We start from the raw sequence: 13,556 nt of genomic DNA on the forward strand, positions 1-13,556 counted from the left end.
AAAAATAATACAGGAAGTTTTCTTGCCAACACTATAGTTAAATTATCTCGCGAACACGGCGAGTGATTATAAAAAAATAACTACTCAATATATTTGGAGTATGACCATGCGTAAAACACATATCGCACTTTTAGTAGCAGTTGTTAGCTCTCCACTTGCGCTAGCGAACGATTACCAACCATATAATCCTTACTACCCATCATATGATGATGGTACTGATAAAACAATTACTGACTCTTACAACAAAGATATTGATAAAACAGCAACGCTTGATGTTGATAAAGAGTACTCAATTACAGATTCATACAACCAAGACAATGACACTCTTAAAATGAAAGATGTGAATAACACTTACAGCAAAGAGTGGACAGATAACAGCATGAATGACTACAGCCAGGATATCGATATCACTGAGTTGCAATCATACCATGTCGCAAAATCTGAATTGCACGGTTACGTGACCTATTCAGACGTAGAATACGGCGGTGCATGTTGTGAGGGCGGATATGGCGGCCACGGCGGCTACGGTTATGGCCCATCATCACCATCTTCGCTGACTGTTAAGCACAGCAATGATATGACTGGTGCATTCTCAGGAGCTTCAGGTATCAACATTGCGGGTCAAAACGCGGGTAATAACTCTTTGGTACAACAGAGTGCTAGCACCAACGCGGTCTTGGCGGGTAATTAATACATAACTGAGAGCTGCTTAGCAGCTCTCAGGAGGATGTCATGAAATATTTAACACTGATGGTGGCTCTATTTATTACATTTGATACAGCAGCTACTGATGAGTTGGATATTCTAGCAAGTTCTGAAGTATTGACTGAAGACTTTATGACCCACTCTCGGGGTGGTGAATATGAATTAGAAACTGAAAGTCTTCAGGCAAGTTCAGAAATGTATGGCGATGTTACAGGTAATAGTGCGTATAACAACAATTCTGGGAATAATATTATTGACGGTGGCGCGTTAAGTAATTCTTCTGGAGTTTATAATATCGTACAAAACACCGGTAGTAATGTATTGATTCAAAATGCAACCGTGATAAACCTGACATTGAAGTAATTGTTAGTCTATCTTTGCTGGCATTAAGCTGTCAGCAAAAAACCAAATGTTGACCTTTTGGTTTCGCAGGGCGTAACAACAAATGCTTCTGGTTTATAAGTAATTAATTTTATGAGATTAGTCTTGACCAAATGGACTTGTAAAAACTATTACAAATACAATTTTGGAGTAAAACCATGCTAAAAACTAAAATTATGCTATTAGCAGCTCTAGTCGCATCACCTATGGCATTGGCAGATGGTGGTAGTTATGGTGGCGGTTACGGTGACAGTTATGGTGGCGGTTACGGTGACAGTTATGGTGGCGGTTATGGCGATAGCTATGGTGGCGACGATTACAATGATTATGACAATGTCACCATCGAGGGAAGCTTTAACAAAACGCTCACCGTGAACACCGATAAGTCAATTAACAAGACTTACACTGAAGATTATGTAGGTAATGAAGACAACGACAAGTTGATCATGAAAAATGTTGGTAACACCTACGACAAAGTTCTAGAAGATAACTCTCATAATGATTGGTCTGTTGTTTCAAAAGGCCATCATGAGTGGGAAGAATTGCTGGCAGAATCTTTGATTGACGGTGCGGTAATGGGTAATACTGTGACATACGGCGGCGCATGCTGTAAGGGTAGTTCAGCCGATGTTTATGTCGATCATGCCAATACAATGCACAGTGGTTACCAAGCGGCCTCAGGTATCAACATTGCCGGCCAGAACGTAGGTAACAACTCAATGGTACAACAAACTACAAGCACCAATGCAGCGCTTGTTGGCTCAGGTGGCGCAACCCTACCAGGTGGTGGTGGTGGCTCATACTAAAATCCTAAGGGCCGAAAGGCCCTTTCTTGCTTCCATCCTGGGGTGAGAACTAAGAAATATATTGTTTGATAGGCGTTAGCGCATGAAAAAGTTGGTTATTATACTTATCAGCGTATTAGCATCATCCAGTCTTCAGGCGTTAGACTACTTCCCTAGCCGGGGGGGGTATAATATTGAAGTCAAAAGCTACCAAGAACAGTTGTTCGGTGATGTTTTTAGGCAGCAATATGATTTTAGCTGTGGCTCAGCGGCAGTAGCGTCATTATTGACTTACCATTACGATATTGAATCTCAAGAAAATACAATATTCGAATTTATGTTTAAGCATGGAGATAAAGAGCAGATAGAGAAACAAGGTTTTTCGATGTTGGATATGAAAAATTATCTAAATTCTGTAGGTCTCGATGCCAATGGCTATAATATTCCTTTAGAGAAATTTCATGATTTACGTATCCCAGCAATAACCATTGTAAATTTTGACGGTTATATGCATTTTGTTGTAATTAAAGGGATAAATCAGAAGAACGTGATTTTGGGTGATCCCTCTAGAGGTACGTTGCTGATTCCTATCGATGATTTTAAACAGGTCTACAAAGGAACAGTATTGTTGGTGAAAAACCGAGTTGAGCAAGGTCGAGGAAGTTTTATCACCGCAGATAATTACAATATATATAATCCATCTCCCGTGTCAGAGGCTGTTGTTAGAGACTCATTATCAACGTTTAGTATTACTCTGCCTGGTAGTAATGATTATTAGAGGCTAGTATGAAAAAGTTAACACGGTTAATTTTTGCATCGACACTAGGGGCTTCGGCTCTTATCACACATGCATCTATTGGTTTCCTTAATATTGACAGCTTGGGTTTAACCACTCTCAGCGATGATGAAATGTCCTCGCTAAGGGGCGGTTTTGTGTCCATTAATGATAATATTATTAATATCGGTTTGTCCGTGACTACAGAAGTGAACGGCGAGACGGTTTTAAACACCCATGTGGCAGACTTTACTATAAGCAACGGTATTCTTACCAGCCATGATGGTACACGTACCTATGACTACAGCGACCCGTTGAAGATCATCAGTGTAGGTGAGAACAATATTATCAATACCAGTGCTACTCAAGATGCAATAGGCTTTGTTGTGCAAAATTCGGCTGATAATACAGCCATCAAAACGGAAACAGTGCTTGATATTGAAGCTGATATTCAGGGCTTTAACAGGCAGAACCTGTTCAATAATCGGCTTGAGCATGCGATTTTACATAACGGGTATTAAACCGGTTGCAATAATATTTTGTGGTTTGGTACTTTTTTACCATCTAAAACATTGTTTTCTTAACAATGTTTTTTTTATTTCCAAATCGATAAAGTATCACTTTAGGGAAAGTTCATTTTTTTTCTTGTTTTTTTTAATTTTTAACTTGTTGATATAACTATAAGTTAAGTTTGTTGATGTGTGTTTATATCTCTTTTGCTTATATTTCTTACCTTTGAAACGTACCAAAGTATAAAAAGTTAACCTATATTTTCATTACTAATAAAATAAATATAAGTTGATAGAAGGTGGCTTCGATGATGACTCAAAGTCAAAATAAATCAATAGATGGTCGTTTAGTAGCACTGGGATGTAACTACGAACCTTGGATTGCGCTATTAGAACAATCTGGATGGAAAACCCACTGTTGTTATGATTTACGTACGGTTGACTCAATTCTGGAAGAATACAGTCCGTGTATCTGTGTAGTCGATTTAAGCAATAATGACTTTAGCTTGAATAGTATTTCATTAAGGGCGAATAAAACCAAACAAGTAAAATGGATTGCCATTATCAAGAAGGAGCAATTGAAAACGGATGCAATCTGCCAGTTTATCAATAACTTCTGCATTGATTATTTTACTGTTCCAATCCCGAGTAGTCATATGCTGAGCACAATTGGCCACCAATTAGGGATGCTCGAGATTGAATCAAGTTCATGGGTTGAGATCACTTCGCAGCATGACATGGGGTTATATGGTGAGTCAAAGTCTATCAAACAACTGCGCGATATGGTCCGCCGTGTGGCGATGACGGAAGTGAATGTGTTCCTTACGGGGGAGAATGGTACCGGTAAGGAGCTGATTGCCAAATCTATCCACAATCTTTCCAAGCGCAAGAATACCCCCTTTATCGCTGTTAATTGTGCATCGCTCAATCATGATGATGAAAACATGTCGTTGCTTGATGGCAGTTACCGCCAAGAAGACGGGACACCGTTTAACGGCACCCTGATGCTGGATAATGTGGATGAGCTCTCGAAAGAGATGCAGGAGAAGCTGCTTGCTTACCTTCAGGCCCCAACCTCCGACAGCCTAGAAGGTGAAGCCTCAGGGGATGTGCGTATCATTGCTTCGACCAGTGCAGACCTAGATGCAGCGGTAGCAAACGGGACATTCAGTAAAGAGTTGTATTATCGCCTGAACGTATTCCATATCAAGGTACCAACACTGCGCGAGCGCGGCTCAGATATTTTCTTGCTTGCAGAGACGTTCCTGACCAAGTTTGCGCGTGAATACAGTACGATGGCCTCATCTTTCTCTGAAGACTCTAAGCAGCTACTGTTGCGTTATAGTTGGCCAGGTAATGTACGCGAGTTGATCAATCAGGTGAAACGGGCGGCCTTGCTTGCAGAGGGTAACGAGGTGAAAGCTGAGCATTTTGACCTGCCGAGTAAATCCAACCTCAAGCAAAGCCTTCGCAACATCAAAGATGAAGCCGAAAAAGACGTGTTGGTTGCTGTGCTTGAGACCCACCGCGGACAAGTGGCTTCAGCAGCAAAAGATCTGGGGGTGTCGCGAGCAACAATGTACCGATTGCTGAATAAGCACAATATTGTCCCTGATGTTCGCCATTACAATAATGGCTACGCCAGAGACTGAGCCATTTAAAAAGAATGAATCGGCCCCGAAAGGGGCCTTTTTTATGATACAGGATCGAATTATTTTTGTGGTCAATGTATTTTTGCAAGGGACGGAGGATGTATCATTTTTCAGCTATTTTGGCTGAAATTTTCTGCTAATAGATATTCTCAGTGCGATAAAAATGCAATAATTCGAGCCGTGAATTAAATCAAGCAGCAATGCAAATAATAAAAGGAATCTGATGTTTAGCTTATCTTTACGGCAGAAGTTGGCTGTCTCAGCAAGTATTGCCATTATCTTGGGTGGCGCTTTGGTCACTGCACTCTCGTTCGTTTCTTCCCTTGAGCGCCTTGACGAAGATCTCAATGCTAGGTTGCGAGGGATCGCGCAAGCTTACAATGAGTATGTTGTTGACTGGATGGATTCGAAAGCAATGGCACTATCTGCGTTCCCGCAGACTATCGAGGCCAAAGATATTCCGGTTCATCTACGACAAGTGAAAAACTCAGCGGGTTTCGACAATGTATTTTTGGCGTTTACCGATGGCACACAAGTGAACGCAAACCAGATATTGCTCCCAGAGGGAAATAATGACCCGCGGCAGTGGCACTGGTACCAGCACGCCATTGGCCAAAATGGCCAGGTAACGGTGGAAAATCCGACGATTGCCGCGGCAACGGGCGCCAGCGTGGTGTCTATGGGTAAGGCGGTCAATGTCCTAGGCACCCAAGCGGTACTTGGCGCGGACGTAGAAATGAAAAGTATCATTAGCCAGCTTGATAAAGTGGTGTTGCCTGGATCGGGGTATATGTTTATCGCCAATGAGCAAGGTGATATTTTTGCACATGCCGATACCTCGTTGCTTAACCAGCCGACAAACTATAAAGACAGTGATTTAACTCGTCAGTTGCTGACACGTCTGGCTAGCGGGAGTCATGCTGAGCGCGTGGTGATCAATGGCAGTGATAGCTACCTTTATGTTGCGCCTATTGCGGGTAAGCCACTGCAAACTGTTATCGTCATCGATGCCAAATCAGTCTTGGAGCCGTTATACAGTACCTTGTACGAGCATGTGTTCATGACATTGCTGGTGGTAGTGGTGTGTGCCTTTTTGTTTAACCTGCTGTGTATCTATTTGTTTAAACCGCTTCAGCAAGTCTCTTCGGCGCTGGGCGTTATCGCGCAGGGGGGCGGGGATCTTACCCAGCGCATCAATATCGACTCCCAGGATGAAGTGGGTGATCTTGCCCAAAATTTCAATCAGTTCGTTAACAGCCTTCAGGTCCTAATCGGCCATGTCCGCAAACAGGGGGCAGCGCTGGGAGAGAGTGCGGCGCAGAGTGAATCATTGGCCGACAAACAAGCGCTGGAGCTTCAGCGTCAGCAGGATGAAATAACCATGGTTGCGACAGCCGTGACGGAGATGGCCTCGGCGACACAGGAAATTGCCTCACATGCAGAGCAAACAGCACAGGCAGCACAAGATTCGACTTCCCACACCAATAATGGGCGTGAATTGGTGATCCAAAGTCGTCACTCAATTTCTAATCTGGCCTGTGAAGTGAATGAAGCCTCCACGGTGATCAGCCAGCTCAATGAACATGCCCAGGGGATCAATAGCATTCTGTCTACAATCCAGGGAATTGCCGAGCAGACAAACTTGTTAGCATTGAATGCGGCGATTGAAGCGGCCCGAGCCGGTGAGCAAGGTCGAGGCTTTGCGGTGGTGGCTGATGAGGTGCGTGTGCTGTCTCAGCGCACCCATACATCGACGGAAGAAATTCAGAGCATGATTGCGACATTGCAGCAGATCACTACCAAGGCGGTTGATTTGATGCAGACCAGCTCGAAGCTCGCCCAGTGCACGGTTGAAGATGCCGATGAGGCAACAGTGGCACTGGAGCAAATCAATGCATCTGTTGCCATGATTAGTGACATGGCAACTCAAATCGCCACCGCGGCTGAAGAGCAAACCCATGTGACCGATGAGATCACCCAAAATACCACGACCATTAAGGATGTGAGCGATCAGCTGACCGTTGATGCTCAGTTAGCGCGTCAGCAAGCGGAGAGCCTTAGCCTGCAGGCGACAAACTTGAACGACAAGGTTTCAACCTTCATCGTGTAGTTGGGTTATTTTAACCCGAGCCGTTTTGCCAGCCGGTGGAGGTTACCGGCATCTAATTCCAGCTCTCTGGCCGTGGCCGCCCAGTTGCGGTTGTTCCGCTGGTAGCAATCATCGATAAGCTGGTATTGAAAGCGGTTCGTCGCGTCTTTAAGCCCGATATTGGTCTCGACCGATATTGGGTTTTTTTGTCGGGTTTCATTGCTTATAGCGGTTGAGTGCTGGTGGGCCTGTTGCTGTGGTGTGCTCAACAATTCAAAGTGATGAGGCTGGAGCTCAATGAATTCAAGGTTCGATGATTCTGCCCTTGCCACCACTGAGGCGCGGTTTATCGCATGTTCGAGCTCGCGGACATTGCCAGGCCAAGGATAGGCAGAGAGCATATCGACCGCCTCACGGCTCAGGCGCATCGACTGAATCCCCAGTTTGCCTTTGCTGCGCTCTATAAAGAACCCCGCCAGCAAAACGATATCATTTCCTCGCTCTCTTAGAGGGGGAGCCATAATGGGGAAGACACTCAAGCGGTGGTAGAGATCAGCCCTGAACTTACCCTGCTTTACTTCTTCATGCAGTTGGCGGTTTGTAGCGGCGACAATGCGTGTGTTGACCTTCAGTACCCTGTCATCGCCGACCCGCTGCAGATCGCCGTACTGCAACACCCGTAGTAGTTTGGCCTGCAGCGCCAAGGGGAGCTCACCGACTTCATCGAGGAACAGGGTGCCGCCATCAGCCATTTCAAATTTTCCCTTGCGGTCGCTAATGGCTCCCGTAAAGGCCCCCTTAACATGGCCGAACAGCTCGCTCTCTGCGACAGACTCGGGTAGCGCTGCGCAGTTGAGGTAAATCAGGGGTTGGCCGCTTCGGTGCGAGGCCTGGTGGATTGAAGCGGCGATGAGCTCCTTGCCGACGCCGGTTTCGCCGGTGATCAGGACGGTCAATTCCGTTGCGGCAACGGCTTGAATGTGACTCCTCAGCTCTTCCATTACCCTAGACTTACCGATCATCTCCACCTGTGCGGCCTGGGAGGATTTCCCGGCATGCAGTGCCGCCTGTCCATGAGACTCCGGCATATTGAAGGCTTGGCGCTCTAGCTGCTCCATTAATAATGCGGTATGTAAACTGGCAGCAGCGAGGGCGCTAATAACCCGCAGCTCTTCATCGCTGAATTGGTCGAACTGGTGAGGGTCAAAGCCATCAATGGTTAGCGCACCGATTAGTGTTTCGTTGGCAATGAGGGGCAAGCCGATACATGCATGAACATGGAGTTTGCCTTGGTGGCTGGGGATGAGTCCGTCATAGGGGTCGGGCAGTTCACTATCGTGCGGAAAGCGGACGATATCACCGGCGCGGGCAATGGCTTCGAGCCGGGGGTGCTCGTCGATGAGGAACTGGCGTCCCAGTACTTCTTCGAACAGGCCGTTTATGGCCAGCGGGGCGAAGTGTTGGTCGCGAAAAGCCAGTAAGGCCGAGGAATCGCACCCGAACAATGATTTGATGACAGAGAGCAAGCGGTCGAACCGGTCTTGGCTGGATATGCCCTGGGTCAGATCCAAAGCAAGCTGGGTCAGTTCTTTCGGCGTGTTTTTCATCGGTGCTACTTTTATTTGTTGGGGTGTTGTCATTATGACACGGTAATGTGGTTTTGACAGTGTTATTTTGTTGTCTATTTGACAGTGTGTATCTTGGTTAAATAATTAAAGTCAATAATTTCAACAAGATAAAAAGTTGGCATGGTCAGTGCAATACCTTGTTCAGATTTAGGGGGGCATGTAGCGCCCATAGCAATACATAAGGTATCAAGATGACCATTCACGTTAAAAACAACATTCACTGGGTAGGCCAACGCGACTGGGAAGTACAGGACTTCCACGGTACAGAATATAAGATGACCAAGGGGACCAGCTATAACAGTTATCTTATCCGTGAAGAAAAAACAGTTCTCATTGATACGGTCGATCACCGCTTTAGCCAGCAGTTTATCCAGAACTTAGAGATGGAAATTGATCTGCAAGAGATCGACTACATCGTCATCAACCATGCGGAGGAAGATCACTCCGGCGCGCTGTCGGCGTTGATGGCCCGTATCCCCAATACGCCAATTTACTGCACGGAAAATGCCGTTGATTCTATTGTTGGTCACCATCATCACCCGGAATGGAATTTCCAGGTCGTCAGAACTGGCGATACTTTGGATATTGGCAACGGCAAGCAACTGATTTTTGTCGAAGCGCCGATGCTGCACTGGCCTGACAGCATGATGACCTATCTCACCGGCGATGCGGTGCTGTTTAGCAATGATGCTTTCGGCCAGCATTACTGCGATGAGCGGTTGTTTAACGATGAGGTGGATCAAAGCGAATTGATGGAGCAGTGCCTGCGCTACTACTCCAATATCCTTACCCCGTTTAGTAGCCTGGTCACGGCAAAGATCCATGAAGTGCTGAGCTTTAATGTGCCGGTCGACATGATTGCCACTTCACACGGTATTGTCTGGCGCGATAACCCAACTCAGATAATCCATCAATACCTTGAGTGGGCCAATGATTACCAGGAAGATCGTATTACCATCTTCTACGACACCATGTCGAACAATACCCGAATGATGGCCGACGCCATTGCTCAGGGAATCCACGATGTGGATCCGGGTGTTGCCGTAAAGGTGTTTAATGTGTCGCGCCAAGATAAAAATGAAATCTTGGCCAATGTATTCCGCTCCAAAGGAGTGCTAGTTGGTTCATCGACTATGAACAACGTGATGATGCCAAAAGTAGCTGGCATGCTCGAAGAGATCACAGGGCTTCGCTTCAAGCACAAGAAGGCTGGGGCCTTCGGTAGTTATGGTTGGAATGGCGGTGCCGTTGACAGAATCCATTCGCGCTTGACCGATGCTGGCTTCGACACAACGGTTGGTTTGAAGGCCAAGTGGAAACCGGACGGCAAAGCAATGCGTGAATGCCGCGAGCACGGCCGGATGATTGCCAGAAAGTGGGCTTTAACACCAGTGCCTAGCGCCAAGCCATTGTCCGCCGAGCCTCAAGGAGTCGCGGCTAGCCAAAAAATGCTGTGCACGGTGTGTAACTGGGTATATGACCCAGCCCTGGGCGAAGCTAACCAAGGCATTGAGGTCGGTACCTGTTGGTCGGATGTGCCAGAGAGCTTTTTGTGCCCTGAGTGCGGTCTTGGCAAAGACGTCTTTGAACCCGTGAAGGGGGCTTAACTGATGGAGAAACCTATCACGATTATTGGTAGCGGCTTTGCCGCTTACCAATTGGTAAAGGCCATCCGCCGTCAAGATAAGCATGTTCCGATCCGGGTCTTCACTTCTGACGAAGGGCATGACTACAACAAACCGGATCTGAGCCATGCCAGTTCGAATCAGCAAACGGCCAATGATTTGATCCGTATGAGCGGTACCGATTTCGCTGCCGAGCACCAAGTGGAGTTGTATGCCCATAGCACTGTAGAAGTGGTTGAAACGAAGCACAAGTATATTGTGGCGGGAGGGCAGTGTTATGACTACGGAAAGTTGGTCTTTGCAACCGGTGCTAGGGCGTTTATCCCACCGATGAGCGGCGATGCTTCGGGACAGGTCGTGACGCTAAACAGCCTGGCTGAATATCGTGCTGCGCAAGATATATTGCAGCGAGCCCGTCATATTGCAGTGATTGGTGCTGGGCTGATCGGCACGGAATTGGCGATGGACTTTGCATGCAGCGGCAAAACTGTCTCGGTTGTTGACCCATGCCAGACCCTTATGGCTAACCAGTTACCCGATTACATCGCAATGAAATTGGAGCGGGTAATGGTAACGCAGGGAACACGGTTCTTCCTTGCTGACACGGTTGAACGGCTGTCGACGCTCCCTGGCTCCAGGGTTGCGGTCGAGCTTGCCTCTGGCAGGGAAATAGAGGTTGATGTGGTGGTCTCTGCGGCAGGGCTCAAGCCCAACATCCAGATCGCCAAAAATGCGGGTATGTCGGTAAATAAGGGGATCGTAGTGGATACCCAGTTGCAAACCTCAGCACCGGATGTCTATGCGATCGGGGATTGTGCCGAGATAAACGGTAAGGTGTTGGCCTATCTTCAGCCTGCTTTGTTAAGTGCCAATGCGCTTGCCAAGACACTATTGGGGCAACCAACGTCATTGGTATTGCCTGCAATGATGGTGAAAGTCAAAACGCCTGCTTTTCCGATCCAGTTTGCCGGGCAAAATATCCCGGAAGATAGCACTGAAGCGTTGAGCTGGCAGATCGACGTTAATCAAGCGGGTAGTACCTTAAAAACACGGGAACAGAGCGGCCAGCTAACCGGATATGTGGTTACCCAGCAGCATCTGCCATCAGCTTTCCCGCTGTTGAAAGAACTAAACAGTAAATGATTGAAACGGAGGTTACTATGAGCCATCAACGTATCCCGGCACATTGGACTATACAGCGTTCCACGCCATTCTTTACCAAAGATACCGTACCTGCGGCCTTGCTCAGTCACCATAATACCGCACAGGGGGTATTTGGGCAGTTGTGTGTCATGGAAGGAACGGTCACCTACTATGGGTTTGCCAACAGTGACGCGACAGAGCCTGAGCTGGAGGTGGTGATCAAGGCCGGACAATTTGCCACCAGCCCACCGCAATATTGGCACCGTATAGAAATGAGTGATGATGCTCAGTTCAACATCAATTTCTGGTCGGATGCAGACAAGGGTAGCCAACCATTGTTCCATGCCAAAAAGACAAATTAGCAATAGGCTAGAATAGATCACAACAACCCGGCAATTGCCGGGTTGTTGTTATTCCAAGCACCACGAATCCACTTGGGGTATGACAATCACTCAATGCCTCAACATTGCCGAGGCAATTAGCCGCTAAAACCGGCAAGGTAGTCTTTTACCTTTTGTGACAGGGTCGCTTTTTGCGGATGTTCGATAAAACTCGCCTCAATGGCATTTAGGCTAAATTGGGCGAGCTGCTGGCGTGTTAGCGGATGGGCATCAGCAACGGCTACAAAGTTATCTGTCATATAACCACCAAAATAGGCCGGATCATCGGAATTGATGGTAACGCACAGGCCTGTCTCAAGCAGATCAACAATATTGTGTTGTGCCATGTCCTCAAACACTTTGAGTTTAATGTTAGATAGCGGGCAGACCGTCAGTGGCATCCTGCTTTCTGCCAGTTGCTGGACCAACTCGGTACTTTCCACACAGCGCACACCGTGATCGATACGGCTGACACCAAGCAAATATATCGCATCGAGTATATTTTGCGCGGGACCCTCTTCGCCGGCGTGGGCCACGGTTAAAAAACCGGCATTGCGTGCCGCCTCGAATACCCGGGCGAATTTCTCCGGCGGGTGGCCCTGTTCCGAGGAATCCAAGCCGACAGCGATGATCTGATCTTTATAAGGCAGTGCTTGCTGTAATGTTGCGAAGGCGGCCTCTTCATCTAAATGGCGAAGGAAGCACATTATCAACTGGCTGGAGATATCGAGTTGCTCTTTGGCCTGCCTCAGTGCACGCGTGATGCCGTCTATGACGGTTTTGAAAGCAATACCGCGGTCAGTATGGGTCTGAGGGTCGAAGAATATCTCGGTGTGGACAACATTGTCTTGCTTGCAGCGCAGTAAGTAGGCCCAGGTCAGGTCGAAAAAGTCCTGCTCGGTGATAAGGACATTGGCACCTTGATAATAGATATCCAAAAAAGACTGCAGGTTATGGAATTGGTAGGCTTCGCGTACAGCCTGGGGTGAGGAAAACGGAATGCTGATCTTGTTGCGCTTGGCAAGCTCAAACATTAACTCAGGCTCAAGGGTGCCTTCAATGTGAAGATGGAGCTCTACTTTGGGTAGTCCTTTAATAAAGTTTTTCATATCAAGCCCTTATTATATTTCTATACATGCACTACAGCAGTAGGCGTAATAAGTGTGATCTACTAAGGTGCTTTTCTGTCGCGTCGAATACTGACATACAAAGAGAAAAGCACACCTGCGCTTAACTCTTCGTAATCAGAATTTTACGGATTCTGGTAGAGACCCCCATACCGTATTAATGGGGTTATACGAAGCCGTTTGCTTATGTTTTCCAGTGTAGTAACGAAATTCAATAGAGTGCAAGCAAACGTTTTCGTGATCTTGGCATAGCGACACCTGTGATGCAATGTCTAGTTATCCAATACGGTGAGCTTGCTGCCTTTCTCGGCAAGATAAAACACAATGACTCTGGCCGGCTCGCTTCCGGTATTCTCGCCATAGTGTGAGGTATTCATCACTTCCACCAGGGGATCACCAGCGCTTATGGTGATTTTCTTATCCTGGGTGTGCACCGTGAGCTGGCCGGTCAGTAAGATCCCGGTATTGATTACCGGGTGTTGATGCCATGGGAGTTTCTCTCCGGGCTCAATGGTGATCTCTTTGATGGTGATTTCTGGTTGATTGAACTGAACAGAGGGCAGGGGCTGGCCATCCCAACTGGTGGTGGTCTTGACCAGGTCGTGAGAGGACGCGGCAAAGAGCGATACGCTGGTCAAAACGAGAGAGAGGGGAAATAACATCCTTGGCTTCATGGCTAGCTCCGTTTAACAACTTGTAGCCATAAGGGTAGAACATGGCGGAGAGGTTATTGCCAGTATTGGGCCGATTTTCGGTC

Annotated in this window: 13 protein-coding genes and 1 riboswitch; of the genes, 10 read left to right on the forward strand and 3 right to left on the reverse strand. The window is 47.1% G+C overall.

The genetic code is table 11. The features are described from left to right. The first annotated feature begins 106 nt into the window (after positions 1 to 106). The 7 genes from C9J03_RS09190 (at position 107) to C9J03_RS09220 (ending at position 6,917) form a co-directional block, all read left to right on the forward strand. Positions 107 to 691 carry a hypothetical protein gene (locus C9J03_RS09190; protein WP_044620766.1) on the forward strand — a complete coding sequence of 195 codons (585 nt, stop codon included), beginning with the start codon at positions 107 to 109 and terminating at the stop codon, positions 689 to 691. Between the two features lie 41 nt (positions 692 to 732). Further along, positions 733 to 1,068 (forward strand): hypothetical protein, encoded by a 336-nt coding sequence (locus tag C9J03_RS09195; protein WP_044620767.1) that lies wholly within the window; start codon positions 733 to 735, stop codon positions 1,066 to 1,068. A 176-nt stretch (positions 1,069 to 1,244) separates the two neighbouring features. Further along, positions 1,245 to 1,892, forward strand: a complete 648-nt coding sequence (locus C9J03_RS09200) for a hypothetical protein (RefSeq protein ID WP_044620768.1) — start codon at positions 1,245 to 1,247, stop codon at positions 1,890 to 1,892. A gap of 82 nt (positions 1,893 to 1,974) precedes the next feature. Further along, complete coding sequence (locus C9J03_RS09205) at positions 1,975 to 2,649, forward strand: C39 family peptidase (protein ID WP_044620769.1); 675 nt, start codon at positions 1,975 to 1,977, stop codon at positions 2,647 to 2,649. Between the two features lie 8 nt (positions 2,650 to 2,657). Continuing rightward, positions 2,658 to 3,167: a hypothetical protein gene (locus C9J03_RS09210; protein WP_039465726.1), complete on the forward strand. Its 510-nt coding sequence runs from the start codon at positions 2,658 to 2,660 to the stop codon at positions 3,165 to 3,167. 296 nt (positions 3,168 to 3,463) lie between these two features. Next, positions 3,464 to 4,807, forward strand: a complete 1,344-nt coding sequence (locus tag C9J03_RS09215) for a sigma-54-dependent transcriptional regulator (protein ID WP_044620770.1) — start codon at positions 3,464 to 3,466, stop codon at positions 4,805 to 4,807. A gap of 223 nt (positions 4,808 to 5,030) precedes the next feature. Then, complete coding sequence (locus C9J03_RS09220; protein ID WP_044620771.1) at positions 5,031 to 6,917, forward strand: methyl-accepting chemotaxis protein; 1,887 nt, start codon at positions 5,031 to 5,033, stop codon at positions 6,915 to 6,917. A 5-nt stretch (positions 6,918 to 6,922) separates the two neighbouring features. Here C9J03_RS09220 and norR read toward each other — a convergent pair whose 3' ends face one another. Continuing rightward, the gene (gene norR, locus C9J03_RS09225) at positions 6,923 to 8,503 is read right to left on the reverse strand and encodes a nitric oxide reductase transcriptional regulator NorR (protein ID WP_044620772.1); all 1,581 of its coding nucleotides are present in this window, start codon (positions 8,501 to 8,503) and stop codon (positions 6,923 to 6,925) included. Positions 8,504 to 8,715: 212 nt separating this feature from the next. Between norR and norV the strand changes: the two genes are divergently transcribed. The 3 genes from norV to C9J03_RS09240 are packed head-to-tail and all read left to right on the forward strand — an operon-like array spanning position 8,716 to position 11,654. Further along, entirely contained in the window at positions 8,716 to 10,131 is a 1,416-nt protein-coding gene (gene norV, locus C9J03_RS09230) for an anaerobic nitric oxide reductase flavorubredoxin (protein WP_044620773.1), read from the forward strand. 3 nt (positions 10,132 to 10,134) lie between these two features. Beyond that, positions 10,135 to 11,292, forward strand: coding sequence for an NADH:flavorubredoxin reductase NorW (norW, locus tag C9J03_RS09235; RefSeq protein WP_044620774.1), 1,158 nt, complete (start codon positions 10,135 to 10,137; stop codon positions 11,290 to 11,292). A 17-nt stretch (positions 11,293 to 11,309) separates the two neighbouring features. After that, complete coding sequence (locus C9J03_RS09240; protein WP_044621843.1) at positions 11,310 to 11,654, forward strand: TehB family protein; 345 nt, start codon at positions 11,310 to 11,312, stop codon at positions 11,652 to 11,654. A 116-nt stretch (positions 11,655 to 11,770) separates the two neighbouring features. Here the strand turns inward: C9J03_RS09240 and C9J03_RS09245 are convergent, their stop codons facing one another. Further along, positions 11,771 to 12,781, reverse strand: coding sequence for an adenosine deaminase (locus tag C9J03_RS09245; RefSeq protein ID WP_044620775.1), 1,011 nt, complete (start codon positions 12,779 to 12,781; stop codon positions 11,771 to 11,773). A 112-nt stretch (positions 12,782 to 12,893) separates the two neighbouring features. Next, positions 12,894 to 12,993, reverse strand: a riboswitch (purine riboswitch). 78 nt (positions 12,994 to 13,071) lie between these two features. Continuing rightward, entirely contained in the window at positions 13,072 to 13,473 is a 402-nt protein-coding gene (locus C9J03_RS09250) for a cupin domain-containing protein (RefSeq protein ID WP_197078566.1), read from the reverse strand. Between the last annotated feature and the right edge of the window lie 83 nt (positions 13,474 to 13,556).

Origin of the sequence: Photobacterium gaetbulicola, from assembly GCF_003025515.1 — a bacterium.
Classification (GTDB): Bacteria; Pseudomonadota; Gammaproteobacteria; order Enterobacterales; family Vibrionaceae; genus Photobacterium; species Photobacterium gaetbulicola.

Bases quoted from the DNA above. Each gene is read 5' to 3' on its own strand.
- C9J03_RS09190 (WP_044620766.1), top strand. From the start codon at position 107: ATGCGTAAAACACATATCGCACTTTTAGTAGCAGTTGTTAGCTCTCCA.
- C9J03_RS09195 (WP_044620767.1), top strand. From the start codon at position 733: ATGAAATATTTAACACTGATGGTGGCTCTATTTATTACATTTGATACA.
- C9J03_RS09200 (WP_044620768.1), top strand. From the start codon at position 1,245: ATGCTAAAAACTAAAATTATGCTATTAGCAGCTCTAGTCGCATCACCT.
- C9J03_RS09205 (WP_044620769.1), top strand. From the start codon at position 1,975: ATGAAAAAGTTGGTTATTATACTTATCAGCGTATTAGCATCATCCAGT.
- C9J03_RS09210 (WP_039465726.1), top strand. From the start codon at position 2,658: ATGAAAAAGTTAACACGGTTAATTTTTGCATCGACACTAGGGGCTTCG.
- C9J03_RS09215 (WP_044620770.1), top strand. From the start codon at position 3,464: ATGATGACTCAAAGTCAAAATAAATCAATAGATGGTCGTTTAGTAGCA.
- C9J03_RS09220 (WP_044620771.1), top strand. From the start codon at position 5,031: ATGTTTAGCTTATCTTTACGGCAGAAGTTGGCTGTCTCAGCAAGTATT.
- norR (WP_044620772.1), bottom strand. From the start codon at position 8,503: ATGAAAAACACGCCGAAAGAACTGACCCAGCTTGCTTTGGATCTGACC.
- norV (WP_044620773.1), top strand. From the start codon at position 8,716: ATGACCATTCACGTTAAAAACAACATTCACTGGGTAGGCCAACGCGAC.
- norW (WP_044620774.1), top strand. From the start codon at position 10,135: ATGGAGAAACCTATCACGATTATTGGTAGCGGCTTTGCCGCTTACCAA.
- C9J03_RS09240 (WP_044621843.1), top strand. From the start codon at position 11,310: ATGAGCCATCAACGTATCCCGGCACATTGGACTATACAGCGTTCCACG.
- C9J03_RS09245 (WP_044620775.1), bottom strand. From the start codon at position 12,781: ATGAAAAACTTTATTAAAGGACTACCCAAAGTAGAGCTCCATCTTCAC.
- C9J03_RS09250 (WP_197078566.1), bottom strand. From the start codon at position 13,473: ATGAAGCCAAGGATGTTATTTCCCCTCTCTCTCGTTTTGACCAGCGTA.